This window comes from Algoriphagus sp., from assembly GCF_030694375.1.
Lineage (GTDB): Bacteria > Bacteroidota > Bacteroidia > Cytophagales > Cyclobacteriaceae > Algoriphagus.
The window spans coordinates 274,837-293,200 of the sequence record NZ_JAUXYL010000023.1 but is presented as its reverse complement, the minus strand read 5'-3'; the positions used below and the strand labels follow the sequence as shown (position 1 = coordinate 293,200).

The window sequence follows — 18,364 nt, the reverse complement described above, 5'->3', positions numbered from 1 at the left end:
GTTTACAGGACATCAATTTCTTCAAAAACTCAGAAAAGAGGATTTAAAAACGCTCGAAATGTATCAAGTCAGTTTGACAAATAAGAACCATTGCTTTTGGCAAAGAGATGCATTACCGATTGAGGTTTATTCTGAGAAAGTGATTTTTCAGAAATTGGATTACATTCATGCAAACCCTTGTAAGGGAAAATGGATGTTGGCAAACAGTCCTGTTGAATACAAATACTCATCACACTCGTTTTATGAAACTGGCAAAGATTCCTTTGGATTTTTAACTCATATTGGAGATAGACTTTAAGGTATTTTGTAAGTTCCGAGCGTGGGGACCTGCCTGGCGCCGGAAAGGCACTCACTGTGGAGGAAGAAAAGTGAGTGGAGACAGCCTTTTGCAAGAATGTTTATTCAGAAATCAGAGAGTGGTGACATTAACTGAAGCGAAGAAATTCACCTTGGCGAGAATGAACACTCTGAAAAGCAGTGAGTGGAGACACTCACTGCGGCGAAAAGTCAGTGTGTCCTGCCTGCCAAAGTGCAAAGGCAAAAACATTCGCGTAGTTTCGAAATTGAACTGATTTTTCTTCCGACCAATGCCCGCTGTCATAATTTACCAATAGCAAAACAGGATTTTGTTGGCCGCTAAGGGCCTGCATCTTTGCAACCAGTTTTCCTGGCTGCCAAAAAGGCACTCTTGTATCATTAACACCGGTAACCGCCAGTACAGCCGGATATGACTTGTCTTCGTCGATATGCAAATAGGTATCCATTTCAATAAGTCCTAACGCTTCCACGGAGTCTTTTGCAGATCCGAATTCTTTAGAGTCAAGAAGCCCATTTGGACGGTTTTCACCACGCAGTGGGTTGCTCACCGGAACATTATTAATAGCTACAGCAAATAATTCAGGTCGTTCTGTCATGGCTCGCCCAATCATGATTCCTCCGGCACTTGTGCCTTCACCAATGATGTTTTTGGGTGATGAATAATTGTGCTCCACCAGATATTCTGCACAAGCAATAAAATCTTTCCAAGTATTAGGTTTAGTTGATTTGAAACCACCCATGTGCCAGGAATGCCCTTTCTCGCCGCCCCCTCGGACATGTGCTATTGCGACAATCACACCATTATTCAACAACGGCAGTTTTAGCAAATCAAAGTAAGGGGACATAGAGGAGCCATAAGAGCCGTATCCGGTTAAATAAGCCACGTTATTGCCGTTTCTTTCAATATTTTTATTATAAACGATAGATAAAGGCACCATTGTTCCGTCATGACTTTTTGCTTCCACTTCTTCCACAACAAGAGCGTCTAAACCCGGATAGTTTGGAATGTTGTTGAACCGGCTTAATTGCATTGTTAGGTTAGTAGGGCTATAGTCGTATCGGACACCCGGTTGTTTCCAGGAAATTAAATTTAAAAAGCTATCATTTGTCTCTTTATCGAAAGGCTGTATCCAGGCACTTCCTGAAAAAGGAAGATTTACCGGTTGAAGGGTATTTGTTGTAAAATGGTACTGGTCAATGGTAGTATTGATACCATCTGTTTTAGTGATAAACAGGTAATCTTTTGATATTGCCAGCCATTGTATGGCGTCCCAACCCTCAGGAACAATTACCCGCTCAAAATGATCTAATGCCTGCAGTGGTCTCACAACAAGCTTATAATTTGGTGCATCTCTCCGAGTTAAGAAGTACACGCTATCGTTTCTAATGAAAGCGTCTTTTGCCTGTTCCTCTGTTCCCAAAAGCGGTAACCATTGGATGTGCTTTTTATCTATTTCACCGGAAGGGGCATAAAAAGTTTTCTGATACTGGCCTTGATAAAAGGTAGCTATCAGATATTTGTCATCGGCCGAATACCCGACTAACGGATATTCTGTGTTATCCATTCCAAGATTAGGGTGTGTCAGGCCAGACAAAAGTGTTTTGTCCTCTTTTTCGGGCGTTCCTAATCGGTGGTATTTTACCTTTAGGTCTTGAAATAAAAGGGTAGAGCTAGGGTCATCTGTTTGTGTTTCCTTATAAATAATGGCATGGCTATCTGGTGTCCATGAATCAATCGAAAACAACACCGGATAAAGACTGTCTTGATCAAATTTCTTTGTTTCCACATCCATTATTTTCACAAGGCAGATATCGGCGTTTCCTGCCTCCGCAATACTAAGTGCCACTTTCTTCCCGTTTTCGCATGGACTAAATCGATATGTAATTTGTTTATTGTTCTCTGTATGAGCATTTGGGTCAAAAATGAGAATTTCTTCTCCTTCTTTTCCTTGCCTGTAATAAAGCTTGCCTACATTTTCACCTGGCAATGTTTTCCGGTAAAAGTATCGGTCACCTTTACGCATAATGTAAGGAATGCTCTCTTTATTCAAGGAGTCTAACTGCTGAAATTCTTTTATCAGCCTATCCCTTCCTGCGATTTTATTTATAACCATTTCAGAGAAATCTGCTTGCATTTTCAGCCATCCTTGGGTTTGCTCTTCATGCACATCTTCGAGCCATCGATACTCATCTACCACCACTTTGCCAAAAATTGTGTCGGCTACAGGAAGTTTAGGAGAAGAAGGATATTGTAGACATTGTGCAATCGTATGAATGTTTATAAGCAGGCAAAAAGGACAAATACTTATTGAGGCAATAATTTTCAAACCTTTTTTCATAAACAGTTATTTAGTTATCAAGACCTTATATCAGCTTTTAATTTACTTTGTTTTCCTAAGTGATTATATCACTCATGTGAGAATAATTTCGGCCATATTATTCTTCTCAGCCCCTCATTTTTTCAAAATCTCAAGCATCCCTTCCACGGTCTTTTTACCAATTCCGGGGACATTCAGTAAGTCATCAGTATGGGCTAAAAACACCGATTCAAGGTTTCCGAATTTCAGCAGAAGCCTTGCTGCCTTATCAGCACCAATTCCCGGAAATCCCTCCAGAATATGGATTTTCTGGGCCAAAAGTGGATCTCTTTTGATTTTTGAAAGAAAAGCTCTGGGATAGAAGCGCTGGTCTTCCAGGCTATCCCGGGTAAGTTGCTTAAAGCCTTGAAGCATGACTTCAACTGATTCCTGGGTGTTTTTAGTCCGTAAGATCGGTAGTTTGAAAGCCAGAGAAATAGAAAGCAGTATCCCCTGAATTGCTTTGGGAGAAAAATCAGTTTTCCTGAATTCCCTGTTTTTTCCTTCCAAAATAAGGCAGGCAGGAATTCGGCTGTTTACCAGCTTTCCGGCTTGGGTGAACAATCGTCCGTCTTTGATAGAGACACAAAAATCAGGAATGGACTTTCGCTCCACCAAAAAGTCTCCATCAAGCAAATAGTCCCCTACTTCCAACCGCTTTCGATGAATGATCATGTTGCCCAATTCTCGAAACTCCCGTTCCAACACACCGGGTTCACGGTCATCAATTGTGACCTGCAAGGGGAAGTAACTGGAGGACTTAAGGATTTTTGACATGAAAAGACAGAGATCTTATTCAATTTACGAGATTATCATTTTACACCCCATTGAATCAGGGATGAATAATGAAAAGACACTCCTAACGAATACAAAATTCTTACAACGCTGCAGAAGCACCTGTCAATCTAAGGGCAAAAAAATTAATTGGGCCCACATTAAATTTTAATCCTTTTTTTTCTACTAGCTTTAATCCCAAATGCAGTTTATGCGGGTTTTGGGGACGGTATTCTTATTTCTCAGTCTAGTCGGATCTTTGGTCTTCGGAGCAGATCAGCCCCCTAGTCATTGGGACCAAAATTCCCAAGGAAATGACCAAATCTCAAAATCAGATTTTTCAGTTCAGCATAATTTCAATGGAGAAGTCGGTGTACCTTTAGCCAACTGCTTTATTCCTGAACGCCCCGCTTTTCGCTCCCTCCAGAAGGTGGGTTCTGCAAAGGTTCTTTTTGCCAATCTTTTTGGCTTATCAGCCAAATGCCAATTTCTGGGACGCTGCTACCAAAAATCAGCACACACCATCGAGACCGGATTACCAGCGTTTCTCATCGCCTTTCCGCACCACTATTTCACCTAGTCCGGGGGATCATTCGCGTATCCCAAATAGGTAATTTCCTATTGCATCAAAGGTTTAAATCCTTCACTTCTAATCCTGTGATCTTTATCCTAAATCTGGTCAGGGATAATTCCACCTTGATCCCCTGGGGAACTATCGGTCTAACTCAGAAGTGATTTCAGTATTTCAAAATCTATTTCCTATGTCACTTCACAAATCAAGCGGAGTCTTGATCCTCCTAGCCCTATTGGCTACTCAAGCGGCCATTTTCATCGTAATCAACCTCCTTTTCCCGGGTACTATCGGCGACTCGCTGATGCTGACCAGCCGATTGTTGGGCTTAGTGGCCGTAGTTGGCTATTGCCTCAAAAGAGCCTCACTTACCACCTGGATATTTGGTAGCATGCTCATCGGCACAGCAATCGGAACTGACTTCCCCGAAGTTGCGATGAACCTGAAAGTTGTCAGTCAGCTTTTCCTCAAACTGATCAAAACCGTGATCGCCCCCCTGCTTTTTGGGACGCTCGTGGTGGGAATTGCCGGCCATTCCAATTTGAAGCAAGTAGGAAGAATGGGCTGGAAATCGCTATTGTACTTTGAAATTGTCACAACTTTGGCGCTGTTGATCGGACTGCTAGCGATCAACATTTCTCAGGCAGGCGTGGGTATCGAACTGCCTGTGGGTGAAGTCCTGCTGCAGGGCACCGCCAGAACCTGGCAGGAAGTGATCCTCCATATTTTTCCTGAAAATATCGCCAAATCTGTCGTAGAGGGGGAAATTCTTCAAATTGTCATTTTCAGTATTCTATTCGGGATCGGACTGGCACTGGTAAAGGATGGCAAAAAGAAACAAGTCATGCTGTCCTTCACGGAGAGTCTGTCTGAAGTGATGTTCAATTTCACGCGGATCATCATGTATTTCGCTCCTTTCGGGGTCGGAGCAGCGATCGCTTACACGGTTGGTGAAATGGGCCTGGGCATCTTGGTCAATCTCTTCCATTTGCTTGCCACCTTGTATGTGGCCCTATTGGCATTTTTGGTTTTGGTTTTGCTTCCTATTGCGCTGATGCTTAAGATCCCGGTGATCAAGTTTTTGAAGGCCATCTCCGAACCTGTCTCCATTGCCTTTGCCACTACGAGTTCGGAGGCGGCACTTCCCAAGGCAATGGAAGCCATGGAGAAGTTTGGAGTTCCCCGCAAAATCGTGGCTTTTGTAATGCCCACAGGCTACAGCTTCAATTTGGACGGCACCACACTTTACCTTGCTTTGGCTTCCATTTTCGTGGCCCAAGCTGCCGGGATCAAGATGAGTATTGAGGACCAACTCCTAATGGTACTGACCCTGATGCTGACGAGCAAAGGTGTTGCTGGAATTCCCAGAGCTTCGCTGATCATCCTGATGGGAACCGCCGCAAGCTTCAACCTGCCCATGGCTCCAATATTTCTGATTTTGGCCATTGATGAACTTATGGATATGGCCAGAACATCGGTCAATGTGATCGGCAATTGCCTTGCTACCTGTGTGATTGCAAAATGGGAAGGCGAGTTTGGATTGCCGCCTGAGGAAAATCTCGAACTGATCGAAGCCGAGGCCGTTGCAGTGCATGAATTGCCGAATTCAGTAAAAAATTAAGCGCGGATAAACCCAAAAATCTGATGTATGAATTTATCAATTCAATTTTAGAGCTGTTAAGTCCCGAACTGATCATTCAGCGGGGTGGGTTGCTCCTGTTATTGGCGATCGTATTTACTGAAAACGGGCTTTTCTTCGGTTTTTTTCTACCCGGAGATTCACTCCTGTTTTTGGCGGGTATGCTCTGCGGGCTGCCAATTTTGGAAGTCTCCATCTATGCCTTGGTATTTTACATCGCTACTGCAGCCTTTTTGGGATATATCGTCTCTTATTTCGTAGGTCTTAAGCTAGGCAAGTGGCTGTTGAGCAGACCGGACTCGCTTTTCTTCAAGTCGAGCTATCTCAATATTGCAGCTTCTTACTTCGAAAAGCGACAGCATGGTGCTATTATCATCGGACGATTCATTCCGATCATCCGAACCTTTCTGCCACTTTGCCTTGGATTGATCAAATCCAATTTTCGGAATTTCCTGATTTACAATCTCATCGGGGCTTTAGTTTGGACCTCGAGTTTGGTATTGGCTGGATATTTTCTAAAAATCATCTTTCCCGATCTTATTCATTACCTGGAATGGATCATTTTGACATTGATCGCTATTACCTCCATTCCGTTGATCAGACAATATCTCAAATTCAAACGAGGTCCAAATTCCTAACCAGCTTTCACTCGGCTTGTCATTTTCCTTACATCTGAATAATACTTCACCCTCGTATATTTGGGAAAGCTTAATCTAAATGGTTGCAAAACTACCCCTGCCTTATTGTCTCGCATTTATATTACTTTTTTTGAGTAGCCTTTCCCTTTGGGCACAGGAAACTACCGGAAAACTTCAGGGCTTTGTATTGGACAACGATAAGACCCCACTTCCAGGAGCTTTGATTCGTGTTGAAAACCGCTCCAACGGGAGCAGATTCAATGTCATCTCGCAAAATGACGGTTATTACGAATTCAATCAACTTCCTCCAGCAGATACCTACCTGCTCACGGTTCACTATGTTGGCTTTTCCGACTTCTCCGAAACGTCGGTTAAAGTGAATCTGGGAAAGACTACCACGCTCAACATCCTTCTCAAACCCGAGGATCGGCAGCTGGATGAAGTACTTATCACTGCAGTAGGAGATTTTATAGAAAACCCCAAAAAGGGCAATGAAACCAGCATTGACGGTACGACTTTGTCCAAAATCCCTTCGCTCAACAGAAGCATACAGGACGCTACCCGGCTGATGCCGGAGTCCAATCTCAATTCTTTCGGTGGCGCAAATTACCGATTCAACAATCTTAGCATTGACGGTTTGGCCACCAATGATGTCTTTGGATTTCAGGAACCTGCCAGCGGGGCGGCGGGATCCAGTGCATCGGGTACGCCGGGTGGTTTGGCCGGGACACAACCCATTGGCTTTGGAGCGATTGAAGAACTTTCGGTCAAAATCGCCCCGTTTGATGTCAGCTATGGTAATTTCTCAGGTGCAAGCATCAATGTCGTGACCAAAAGCGGAACCAATGATTTTGTCGGAAGCCTGTATGGATTTGGGAGAAATGAACTGCTGCAGGGAAAATTTGCCGGAGGTGAACAACAGGAAAAGGCCGCATTTAAGGACGCCCAATTTGGTATGAGTTTGGGCGGTCCTATAATCAAAAACAAGCTGTTTTACTTTCTTAACGTTGAGCGGGCGTATCGTAACGCTCCCTTGTTGAATGCACCAGGAAGTACCAGTTCCAATATTCCCCTGGAATTGGTTACAGCTATTTCAGATACTTTGCAAGCCAGGTATGGTTACGACCCCGGCTTTTTTCAGGCTGCCTCTCTGGAACGTGCAAGTACCAAATACTTCTTACGCTTTGATTTCAACCTGTCCGAACGGCACAAACTCACCCTTAGAAATAATCTTGTCCGGGGCTATGCGGACAATTTGGAGTGGTCTCCAAACTTTTTCAATTTTGGAAATCAGGGATACAGACATAACACATTCACCAACAGTTTTCTGGCTGAGCTTAAAAGCAATCTGGGCTCAAACCTGTCCAATAAATTCACCATTGGCAATACCCGCGTGAATGACAATCGGACTTATGATGGATCGGTTTTTCCCCACCTGGAAATTACCTACAACACTGCCAATACCATTTTTGCGGGAACTTACCGTGAAGCCGCAATTTATGGACTCGATCTCAGTACGACCCAAATTTCAGACAACCTCACCGTTTACAAAGACAAACACATTTTTACTTTGGGAGGAAATGCGGAATTCAGCTCGATCCAATACAAATTCCTCACTGCCTACAACGGGCGCTGGCAATACCCATCAGAAACTGCTTTTTTCAATGATCTTCCTTCGCGGGTTCGAGGGGTGTACAATGCCCAGAACAATGATTTTGAATTGAACCGAAACACTCCATCAGCGGATTACAGTGTGCTGTTGCTTGCCCTTTATGCCCAGGATGAATATCGGGTCAATCAAAAACTGAATATTCAAGCGGGAGTGCGGGTGGACATGCAGAATCACATCGGGGAGTTTCCACTCAATCAAAATCTGAAGGACAATCCCGAATTCTCCCGATTTGAAAACGACATCAATACCAAACCTCAGTTGAATCCGAGAATAAGTTTTGATTACCGATGGAAAGAAAATGTGCTTTTCAGAGGAGGGAGCGGGCTATTCACCAGCCGAATGCCGTTTTTGTGGTACGCCTATGTGCACTACAATTCCGGAATTACCTACAACAACATCGACCTCCGGCCTTCCGGGCCTTTGCCCATCAGCAAGGATCTGTCAGAGCTCAGGAACCTACAGCCTGGGCTCACCGAGATTAACTTAGTGGACAATGGCTTTCAGCTTCCCCGGGACTGGAAGACCAATTTCGCAACAGATATCCGGCTTGCAAACGGTTTTGAACTTACCCTGGAAGCTACCTATGCCAAGGTCATGAGCGGATTGCTTTTCCAGTCTATCAACAGGAAAGATTCTGTCGGGAATTTTTCAGGAGCAGACAATCGAACCTATTTTCTCTCTGGCGGCAAATCCATCCAAATCAATCCGAATTTCACTAACGTCTTCTTGCTCACCAATACCAATCAGGGATGGCGGTATAATCTGACCGCCGGGCTTAGCAAAAAAACAAAAATCTACCAGGGATATATCGGCTATACCTTTGGTGAGAGCAAAGACATCTCCAGCACAGTCAGGAGCTCGCATGCGGCGAATTTTGAATGGAATCAGGCTGTCAATGCAAACAATCCTGATTTATCCTATTCCAACTTTGATCTGAGGCATAAAATCATTTCAACCCAATTTCTGAATTTCGGGCTGGGCAAGAAGCAATTCATGACCATCGGGCTGGTTTACAACGGCCGTGCAGGCAGCCCTTTTACATTCGTGTATGAAGGTGATCTGAATCGGGACGGTTCTGCAAAAAATGACCTGATCTATATCCCGGAAAAACAGGAAGACATTAAATTCAGACCAATCAGAAATTCTAATGGTCAGATCCGAGTCAGTGAATCCGAACAATGGCAGCAGCTGAACGCCTATTTGAATTCCAATTCCTATCTAAAAGCCAATCGGGGAAGCTATGCTGAACGAAATGCCGCACGCACACCCTGGAATCATCAGTTGGATCTCCGTCTGAGTTCTAACAGGGTATTCAGTGACAATGGTAATCAGCTGAATCTTACCTTGGATGTGTTCAACTTCGGAAACCTGCTAAACCGAAATTGGGGTAAACAGCATTTTGTCCCCAATGTGCAGAACTCAGGCTTTGGACTGATTGATTTTGTGGGTATTGAGGGTGAAAGGCCAGTATTTCAGTTTAAAAATCCCGAAGGAACTCCCTGGCTGATCGATCCGATCGAATCGAGATGGCAAATGCAATTGGGTCTGACTTATAGTTTTTGATTGGAATTAATTATTGTCAACAGACAACGGTCAACAGTCGACAGCAAATTGTAAATAGTGATTTTTCAGATTTCTGGCTTTAGCTTTCTGAATTGGACTTCGACTTCGCTACCGATGACAGATTGATTTTGATAGGATAAAAGTGTGTCAGTCCGAGCGGAGTCGAGGACCTTTTCGCCTACGCGAGTGTCTCCACTCACGTGATTGTATTTAAATTGATTATGTTTTTTTCGGAAAAGAAAAGATCAACTTCTTCATCTCTGCTATACATTAAAATCTCTTGCGATTTGTTTTGAAAAGCCTTCATTGAAGTGAAGGAGCTGTAAGTGGGGATCTACCTAACGGCAGACAGGAACCCACGGGGGCGTAAATCTTTCTTTCGTCCTTCGCGCTTTTTGACTTATTATCTAGCTTCTTGCTTCTCAAAAGATCGTCTGCACCAAATAATACGCCCCTATCCCAAGCACCGCGCCCAAGGGCAAAGTCATCATCCAAGCCATCAGGATTTGCCTCAAAACTTGAAAATTAGCCGTACCATTGGCCCAACCCATTCCTGCCAAAGCGCCTACTGAGACGTGCGTCGTAGAAGCTGGCAAGCCAAAAACTGAGGCTCCCATCACCAAACTGCTGGTAATCAAATTGGCGGAAAGTCCCTGTCTACCCGTCATCGAGGTCATCTTATGACTCATGGTTTCGGCTATTTTCCGGGAATTAATCAGACCGCCAATGGCCATGACCAGGGCTACCAAAACCATCCCGGCTTGGACATTGAGAAAAGGAATCAGAATTAGCAAGGCCACGATTTTTGGGGTATCGTTTAGCCCACGGGCAAAGCTGACCAAACCTGCACTGAAAAAATGGAGATAGTCTTCAGCCTTTTCCCGGTCAAAGGAAAAAACAGATTTTACCGGGATTTGATCACAATTTTCTGACTTTTCGAAAATCAAGGAAGGCAGTTCCAACACTTGTCTATTTTCGGTGGTTTGCACCAACACTTTTTCCTCAGGAATACAAACACAGTTTCGCTCATCCCTAAGGGATTTCAGCTGAAACCGCAGGAGAATGTAAGACAAAAACGCCGAGCAAACAGGCGTCAAAATCAAAGGAAGAACGAAGACAGTAGCCAATTTGGAAAAAGCCACTTCCCCACCAGAAATGGCCAAGCCGGTTCCAACCAATGCCCCGACCATTGCATGGGTACTCGAAACGGGCATTCCGATTTTGGTAGCGAGGATAATCGTCATAGCTGCACCCATGGCAACCGAAACGGCAAAAATCGGATCAGCGACAATGCTATCGGGAACAAGCCCACGACCGGAAAAACTCTTAACCAAGTTCACAGCCAAGATAATCGCTGCCAAAGACCCGAGAAAGGTGGTGATCGTAGCCCAGGTGATTGCCTTTTTGTAAGACAACTTTCCACTTCCATAGATTGTGGCAAATCCTTTGAAATTGTCATTTGCTCCATTACTGTATGCGAAAAATGCAACAGCCAGCACCAATACCGTCCAAATCATGAAACAAGTACGAAAAATTTGTGTGTTTAAGATTTTTGAATTGGATAATCGGGATAACTTTTTGATATTCTAAACCAAAACCACCACTCATGTACGTCAACAGGCATTATCATATTTGGAGCACCATACGCTGGTCAAAAAAACCATTAATCAATGCGCTGTTTTATTCGGCGGCCGTAATCATACTCTATGAAGTCACCGGAATCCCGTTTTCACTTCCTTGGCAGCCTATCTCAGTTATCGGTATTGCAGTGGCTTTTTACTTGGGTTTCAAGAACAACAGCTCCTACGACCGAGCTTGGGAAGCCCGGAAAATCTGGGGCGCCATCGTCAATGACAGCAGGTCTATTGCAATTGGGATATTGAATTTACCCAATTCCGAAGTTCCTTTTTCCTGGAAAAAACAATTCGTCTATCGACACCTTTCCTGGTTAATGGCGCTTAAGCATGCCATGAGGAAAGAAAAATCCTGGGAGCACAATGCCAAAGTTGAGAATTTGGTTTTTACCCCCTATTACCAGCAAGAAGGGCTAAAAGGGCTGGATCCCGAACTCGAAAAATACCTGAATAAAGAGGAGATCAAGCGGTTAAAAACATTTAACAATATTCCACTTCAGCTACTGAAAACACAAAGTCATGAGTTGAAAAAACTGGAGGAAAGCGGAGGAATCACAGAATATAAGCATGTATGGCTTCAGCAATTGATCTCAAAACTTATCGACAATCAGGGCATGTCCGAGCGAATCAAAAATTTCCCCTTTCCCCGACAGTATGCCTCTACCGGCTTGTTTATCAATTTTATATTTTGCGCAATGATTCCATTTGGTTTGCTCGATATCTTTGAGCAATCCAGCAAATTGCATTATTGGCTCACTGTGCCTTTCTCAACAGTTATTATTTGGGTTTTCTTTTTGGTAGACCGAATCGGGGATTATTCCGAAAACCCATTTGAGGGAGGATACAATGATGTGCCCATTTCTTCTATCTCACGGGTTATCGAAATTGATTTGCTGGAATTGCTGGAGGAAAAGGACATTCCCGAGCCTTATCCGGTGGAGAATGGGTTTTTGATGTAGAAAGTTGGAGGCTGGGAAGTATGGAGGTTAGGAGGCCAGGAGGTATGGGGCTAGATATCTTAAATCTTATTTCGCGACCGCAGGGAGCCTATTTCTATCGTATTTCTACCATATTCCCAGAATCTCCAAACTTCCCTGCTTCCCGACCTCCTAACTCCCCAACCTCCTACTCATTCTTAATACTCTTTATAGGATTTGACCAAGCCGCTTTGAGGGTTTGGAAAGTAACAGTGGCGGCAGCGATGATTCCGGCGATCAGACCAGCCCACAGAAAAGTGGTCCAGCCGATGCCTGTCTTGTAGGCGAAATCTTCCAGCCAATTGTTCATTCCGAACCATGATACCGGGATGGCAATCAAAAAGCCAATCGCCACAAGCTTAAGGAAATCTTTGCCAAGCAACACCAAGATATTGCCTGTCTCCGCTCCCATCACTTTCCGGATGCCGATTTCGCGGGTCCGTTGCTCAGTCGCAAAAGTCACCAAACCTAATAATCCGAGAATCGAAATCAATATCGCCAAAACAGAAAAGAAGGTGAATATTGTCTTCACTTTGGCTTCGGCCTCATATTGCCTGTTGAATCCTTCATCCACAAATAGCGGTTCAAAAGGATAATCAGGACGCAACTGAGCCCATTCTCCCTCCAAGTAGGCCAAAACTTCTTCCCGCTGGGCCGCATCGATCTTGATGCTGACCTGATTGTTTCGATTTTGAGAAATCATGAAAACTATGGGCACGATAGGCTGATGGAGACTTTCGAAATGAAAATCCTGCATCACACCTGTTACAAAGCCTCTTCGGTCACCGTAGAGAAATTGCTTTCCAACAGCTTCCTCAGAATTTGCCCAACCTATGGCTCGTATTGCAGCCTCATTTAAGATAAAAGCTTCGGTAGAATCACTGGCTCGCTGGAAGTCGAAATCCCGACCCGCTTTCAATGGAATCCCATAAGTATCCAGGAAATTGTGGGCTACATGAATATCTGCAATGCGGACATTGAGTTGTGTCAGTTCACCGTTTACTTCCGCAGTAGTACCCTGTGAATCCAGCAATCTTCCGGAAGGAACCCGGCTGGAAATGCTCACTTCCTTAATTCCGGGATGGTTTTCCAGTCGATCTTTTATAATGAGATAATTCGAATTGATTTGTGAACTATTTGGTAGGACCAAAATATCTTCCTTCTGAAAACCCAAATCTTTGCTTTGCATATAGTTCAGCTGCCGTACCACCACCAAAACTGCTACAATGAGGATCACAGAAATGGCAAATTGTCCAATGACCAATACAGATCGGAAATTTTCATGACCTTTTCCGGCTTTGAATGCACCCTTTAGCACTTTTGCAGGCATAAAGCCCGACAGAAACAAGGCAGGATAACTTCCGGAAATCAAACCCACAAAAACGATCAATCCAAAAATCCCCAGGAGATATTGCGGGTTTTCAATGAAATTCAGACTTAGCCGCTTTTCGGTAAAATCAGAAAAGGTCGGCAAAAACAAGTAAACCAACAGGATCGCAAAAATCATCGCAAAAAGTGTCATAACGAAAGATTCTCCCATAAACTGACGGATCAAAACCATTTTATCCGCTCCCATTACTTTGCGAAGCCCCACTTCCATGGATCTCAAGGAAGACCTTGCAGTAGAAAGATTCATGAAATTGATACAGGCGATCAGGAGAATAAAAAGCGCCACTGCCAGATAGACAAATACATACGCGATGTTCCCGTTAGGTTCGATTTCAGAAGCCAAATTGGAATAGAGATGAACGTCTGTGATTGGCCAAAGTGTAAGTTTTGTACCTTTTGACATCGGTATTCCTGCCTGATTTTCGCCCATGTGTCGGTCGATCATCGCAGGAAGTTTGGCTTCGAATGCCTTCCCGTCAACCCCTTCAGCCAATTTGATGAAGGTGGAAAAATTATTGGAGCCATAGTTGGACATGAAGGCTTCCTGTCCTCCGTAAAACTGAACCACAGGAATCATAGAAGCGAGAAAATCCACATGAAAATGGGAGTTTTCCGGCATATCCCTTATCACGCCTCGCACTTGAAAGGTGAATTCCTGACCTGCCAATTCTGCCATTAATTCTTTACCGATTGCTGATTCATCACCAAAATACCGTCTAGCCGTACTTTCAGTCAGTATAATTCCATCCCCTTCCCTCAGGGCTTTTTGGGCTTCACCTTCAATTATTTCCCATGAAAACAGGTCGAACGATTCCGGATCGGCAAAGAAAAACCGCTCCTCCTCCATTGAATTTCCTCTGGATTTAATCAATGCATTAAAGTTGAAAAGTCGGGCTGAAGCCTCCACGTCCTCCTGAAAGTCTGACTGAATCAATGGGCCGAAAGGTGGTGCCAAATGCCCCAAATGTAAACTTTCAGTTCCATCCTGATTGAACCAAGCCCTGCTCACACGATATATTCGGTCGGCATCGGGGTGGTGTTTGTCATAGCTCAATTCAAACTGAACATACAACAAAATCACGATGCTGACAGCCATACCGATGGCCAGCCCAATCAAATTGATCAGTACATACATCGGATGCTTTTTGGAATTCCGGAAGACGATTTTGAAGTAGTTTTTGAACATGGTTATTTGATTGAAATATTGGAAGATTTGAAGATTGAAAAATTAGGATCACCCTTTCATTTTCTTTTTTTTACTCTTGGTTCTCGATTCTAAATACTTATGTCTTGAATCTTATGTCTTAATACTTTATTCACTTTTCAGACTTTTCACGGGATTGACAACAGCGGCACTGAACGCTTGATAGCTCACCGTCAGCAACGCTATCAAAAGCGTAATGATGCCTGCAAAGGCGAAAACCCAAATCCCGAGTTCAATTTTGAAAGCAAAGGAATCAAGCCAGTTATCCATCATTAGCCAGGAAACAGGAATCGCAAAGAGAAAAGCTATTCCGACGAGTTTGGCAAAATTCACAGAGAGCAAAAGCACGATACTTCCTACCGAAGCTCCCAAGACTTTGCGAACTCCAATCTCTTTGGTTCGCAAAAATGCCGTATAGGCCGCCAGACCAAATAATCCGATACAGGCTATCACGATCGCTAAAAATGAAAATACTCCCAAAATCTGTCCTGAAACCCGCTCGGCACTGTATAATTCTGCCAAGTTTTCATCCAGAAATGAATAAGCCAAAGGGCTACCGTCTGAAAATTCGGACCAGGTGGCCTCTAGTTTATTCAACACTGCCTCTTGGTCAGCACCCGCATAACGAATGGTTAAGAAAGCTGGAAAACCATTTCCATTTCGAATGTTAAAAATCGCCAAGGGCGTGACTGTAGTATGTAAGGATTCAAAATTAAAATTGTCCACTACACCAATCACTGTCAATTCGTTTGGAACCTCCTGCCTAAATGCGGTATTAAAAAGCTTTTTCCCAATCGGATTCTCATCCCCAAAAAATACTTTCACCGCCTCCCTATTCAATATCAAAGAAAGAGAGTCATTGAATTCTTTTTGGAACAATCTGCCTTCCTCAGCGGCAATTCCAAGTGTACTGAAAAAGTCCTCATCGGCGGACATACTCTTGGTGGTTAATACTTTCTGATCTCCCGGCGTGGTGAACTGGGAACCGAAAGTTCGCCCTCCAGGGATTGAACTCGAGGTGCCTACAGAAATCACATTGGAAAATCGTTCAATTTCATTCCGAATCACCTCTTGATTTTCTTGATTCGCAAATCGTTCAATGATGACCACATTTTCTTTCTCAAATCCCAAGCTGGAGGATTGGATAAAATCGATTTGTTTATTGACAATCAAGGTGCCTGAAATCAGGATGATAGCGATAGCAAACTGAAAAACAACCAGTCCGTTTCTTAGCCAGTTTTGATTTCCGTTGGCTTGAAGTTTACCCTTTAGAATACTGATGGTATTCAATTTAGAAATATGAAAAGCAGGATAATAGCCTGCCAAAAGTCCTATTAAAATGCCAAATCCAACCAAAATGGGAAGAGCAATTAACACGGCAGAAAGATCTATTCGAAGGGTCTTTTCTGCAAGCTGATTGAAAAATGGAAGCGAAAAACTTATTAAAACAATCCCGATGCCTAAACTGACGAAAGTCAACACCATGGCCTCTAATAAAAACTGAACAACGATTTGATTTCGTTGAGAACCCATTGCTTTCCTTACTCCCACTTCTTTAGCTCGGTCTGCAGATCTTGCCGTGGCCAAATTGATAAAGTTGATGCAGGCTAGGACTAAGATGAAAATAGCAATGGAAATAAAAATATAGACGTATAGGGCATTTCCATTTGCTCTTAATTCAGATTGCAAATTTGAATTCAGGTGAATTGAAGCTAAAGGTTGAAGGAAGTAACGGTATCCATTTCCAGCTTTTGAATAGTCGGAAAATGAAATTCCCAATTCTCGTTCGATCTGTCCTGCCGCATACTTTTCTACCAGGCTTGGAATTTGATTTTCTACTTCTAGAGGATCAGTACCCGGACTTAATTTCAAATAAGTAAATGCCGAAAATCCGGTGAAATTTTCCTGGGCCAGATTGGGAAATGAGACCGATGAAAAAATGTAATCAAACTTTAAATGAGAATTTTCAGGGATATCCTGCATCACCGCAGAAACGGCATAATCCTGATCAAAAAATCGAAATGATTGACCAACAGCATTTACACCTGGAAATAATCTTTGAGCGGTAGTCGTAGTAAGGACAACCGTGTTGGGTTGGCTCAGTGCGGATTGGGCATTACCCAGCAAAATTTCAAACTCAAAAACATTGTAAAAATTAGAATCAGCGGCGATTACATTCTTTTCTTCAATTTTTTCCTCTCCTAGTTCGATGATTAGGGCATTTCCAAAATTGAACAAGCGGACAGATTCCTCTACGCCCTTGATTTCCTCTGCTATGACTTCAGAATAGCTATCAGGAATAATCGCATAAAAGCTGGAGTGATCCGGGTAGATTCGCTCCAAAGCAACGCGATAGATTTGCTCATGATTGGGAATAAACTTATCATAGGACAGTTCATTCTTGACATATAGCATGATCAAAATGCAGCAAACAAAGCCTAAGGTCAATCCGAAAATATTGATTGCTGAATAGACTTTGTTTTTGACAAGATTCCTATAGGCAATTTTCAGGTAATTTTTGAACATTATTTCGGATTGGAAAATTGAAAGATTGGAACTACTTGGCCGTGGCGGATTGGAAAATTGAAAGGTTCATCTCCTCCCTAATTAAAATCCAAATTCCTGACTTACTTTTTACTCTTTACTTCTTACCAAAACCTCTTGCTTCTTGGCTATCGCCTCTAAATCTTGATACTTGATACCAGCTACTTAAACAATGTTCAATTATCAAATTCAATTTTCAATTTTCAGGGTATTGAGTACTGACCTTTTATCTTGATAATTGAGCAATGGTTATTGATAATTGAGGATTGTTCATTGGTCATTGAGCATTGATCATTGTCTTATCACCTTGGTAGATCCGGATACTCCGATGCTTTGCTTCTCTGGATTCCCACGGTAGTAGACATTTCCTGAGCCGGAAGCACCTACTGTTAGTGATTCCACTACGCTGATTGCTGTGGTACCCGAACCCGACTTTCCGATTTTTACAGATTCAGCGGTGAAATTGATCCCTTCAAAATTACCGGAACCGGATTGCCCAATATTGGCTTCTTCCGCCTGACCACCCTCGATTTTCACTTTTCCTGATCCACTCATTCCGACGCTGAGTTTTTGGGCGTTGATTTTTTTAGCTGAGATACTTCCGGATCCAGAAAGTCCGATTCCAAATGTTTCTGCGCCAAAATCAGACTTGATCTCCATATTACCTGAGCCTCCGTTTCCTACTGATTCCAATTGGCGAACAGTGATAAATACTTTGAGTTCAACGTTTCTGTAGTTTCCTTTTTCCAGTTTGATTTCAAGTTTTCCTCTATCGAGATCTGTGATCACTTTACTGAGGTCAAAACTGGAAGACTCCAATCGGATTTCATCCTTGGAGCCTTTGGTGATTTCGACGTCCCAACTTCCATGGTTTTCGATTTTTGTAAATGTACCTGGAGTTCTGATTTCAGATCTTTGAGCGAATGCCACTGATCCTATCAGGAACAAGGCAAAAACTAAGGTGGAGAATTTTGAAGTTTTCATGGGATAGTTTTGTGTTAGTTTTCTATTGATTTAAAATGCCAGAGATTGTGCCAAGGTAAAAAACCTCGATACGCGCTCCGGCGTGGGTAATTTCGAATTT

The 18,364-nt window shown here is 43.2% G+C and carries 11 protein-coding genes and 1 pseudogene; 6 read left to right on the top strand and 6 right to left on the bottom strand.

The features are described 5' to 3' along the window. A pseudogene (locus tag Q8M62_RS09040) lies at positions 1–298 on the top strand (transposase); the annotation flags it as partial. Between the two features lie 193 nt (positions 299–491). Here the strand turns inward: Q8M62_RS09040 and Q8M62_RS09035 are convergent. Beyond that, positions 492–2,657 (bottom strand): prolyl oligopeptidase family serine peptidase, encoded by a 2,166-nt coding sequence (locus Q8M62_RS09035; protein ID WP_304900514.1) that lies wholly within the window; start codon positions 2,655–2,657, stop codon positions 492–494. A 114-nt stretch (positions 2,658–2,771) separates the two neighbouring features. After that, a complete protein-coding gene (locus Q8M62_RS09030) occupies positions 2,772–3,452 on the bottom strand; it encodes an ERCC4 domain-containing protein (RefSeq protein WP_304900515.1) in 681 nt (226 codons plus the stop codon). A 199-nt stretch (positions 3,453–3,651) separates the two neighbouring features. On the opposite strand from Q8M62_RS09030, the gene Q8M62_RS09025 reads away from it, so the two are divergent. The 4 genes from Q8M62_RS09025 (at position 3,652) to Q8M62_RS09010 (ending at position 9,532) form a co-directional block, all read left to right on the top strand. Further along, positions 3,652–4,029 carry a hypothetical protein gene (locus Q8M62_RS09025; RefSeq protein WP_304900516.1) on the top strand — a complete coding sequence of 126 codons (378 nt, stop codon included), beginning with the start codon at positions 3,652–3,654 and terminating at the stop codon, positions 4,027–4,029. A 181-nt stretch (positions 4,030–4,210) separates the two neighbouring features. Beyond that, entirely contained in the window at positions 4,211–5,641 is a 1,431-nt protein-coding gene (locus Q8M62_RS09020; protein WP_304900517.1) for a dicarboxylate/amino acid:cation symporter, read from the top strand. A 23-nt stretch (positions 5,642–5,664) separates the two neighbouring features. Then, on the top strand, positions 5,665–6,297 hold the full coding sequence (locus Q8M62_RS09015; RefSeq protein WP_304900518.1) for a DedA family protein: 633 nt from the start codon (positions 5,665–5,667) through the stop codon (positions 6,295–6,297). 79 nt (positions 6,298–6,376) lie between these two features. Then, positions 6,377–9,532, top strand: a complete 3,156-nt coding sequence (locus tag Q8M62_RS09010) for a carboxypeptidase regulatory-like domain-containing protein (RefSeq protein ID WP_304900519.1) — start codon at positions 6,377–6,379, stop codon at positions 9,530–9,532. Between the two features lie 422 nt (positions 9,533–9,954). Here the strand turns inward: Q8M62_RS09010 and Q8M62_RS09005 are convergent, their stop codons facing one another. Next, positions 9,955–11,049, bottom strand: coding sequence for an inorganic phosphate transporter (locus Q8M62_RS09005; protein WP_304900520.1), 1,095 nt, complete (start codon positions 11,047–11,049; stop codon positions 9,955–9,957). Positions 11,050–11,138: 89 nt separating this feature from the next. On the opposite strand from Q8M62_RS09005, the gene Q8M62_RS09000 reads away from it, so the two are divergent. Continuing rightward, positions 11,139–12,125 carry a bestrophin family protein gene (locus Q8M62_RS09000; protein ID WP_304900521.1) on the top strand — a complete coding sequence of 329 codons (987 nt, stop codon included), beginning with the start codon at positions 11,139–11,141 and terminating at the stop codon, positions 12,123–12,125. 166 nt (positions 12,126–12,291) lie between these two features. Here the strand turns inward: Q8M62_RS09000 and Q8M62_RS08995 are convergent, their stop codons facing one another. The 3 genes from Q8M62_RS08995 to Q8M62_RS08985 all read right to left on the bottom strand — a co-directional run bounded on the left by Q8M62_RS08995 (position 12,292) and on the right by Q8M62_RS08985 (position 18,264). Continuing rightward, positions 12,292–14,718, bottom strand: a complete 2,427-nt coding sequence (locus Q8M62_RS08995) for an ABC transporter permease (RefSeq protein WP_304900522.1) — start codon at positions 14,716–14,718, stop codon at positions 12,292–12,294. Positions 14,719–14,844: 126 nt separating this feature from the next. After that, complete coding sequence (locus Q8M62_RS08990) at positions 14,845–17,262, bottom strand: ABC transporter permease (RefSeq protein WP_304900523.1); 2,418 nt, start codon at positions 17,260–17,262, stop codon at positions 14,845–14,847. A 309-nt stretch (positions 17,263–17,571) separates the two neighbouring features. Beyond that, complete coding sequence (locus tag Q8M62_RS08985) at positions 17,572–18,264, bottom strand: head GIN domain-containing protein (protein WP_304900524.1); 693 nt, start codon at positions 18,262–18,264, stop codon at positions 17,572–17,574. Positions 18,265–18,364: the final 100 nt, after the last annotated feature.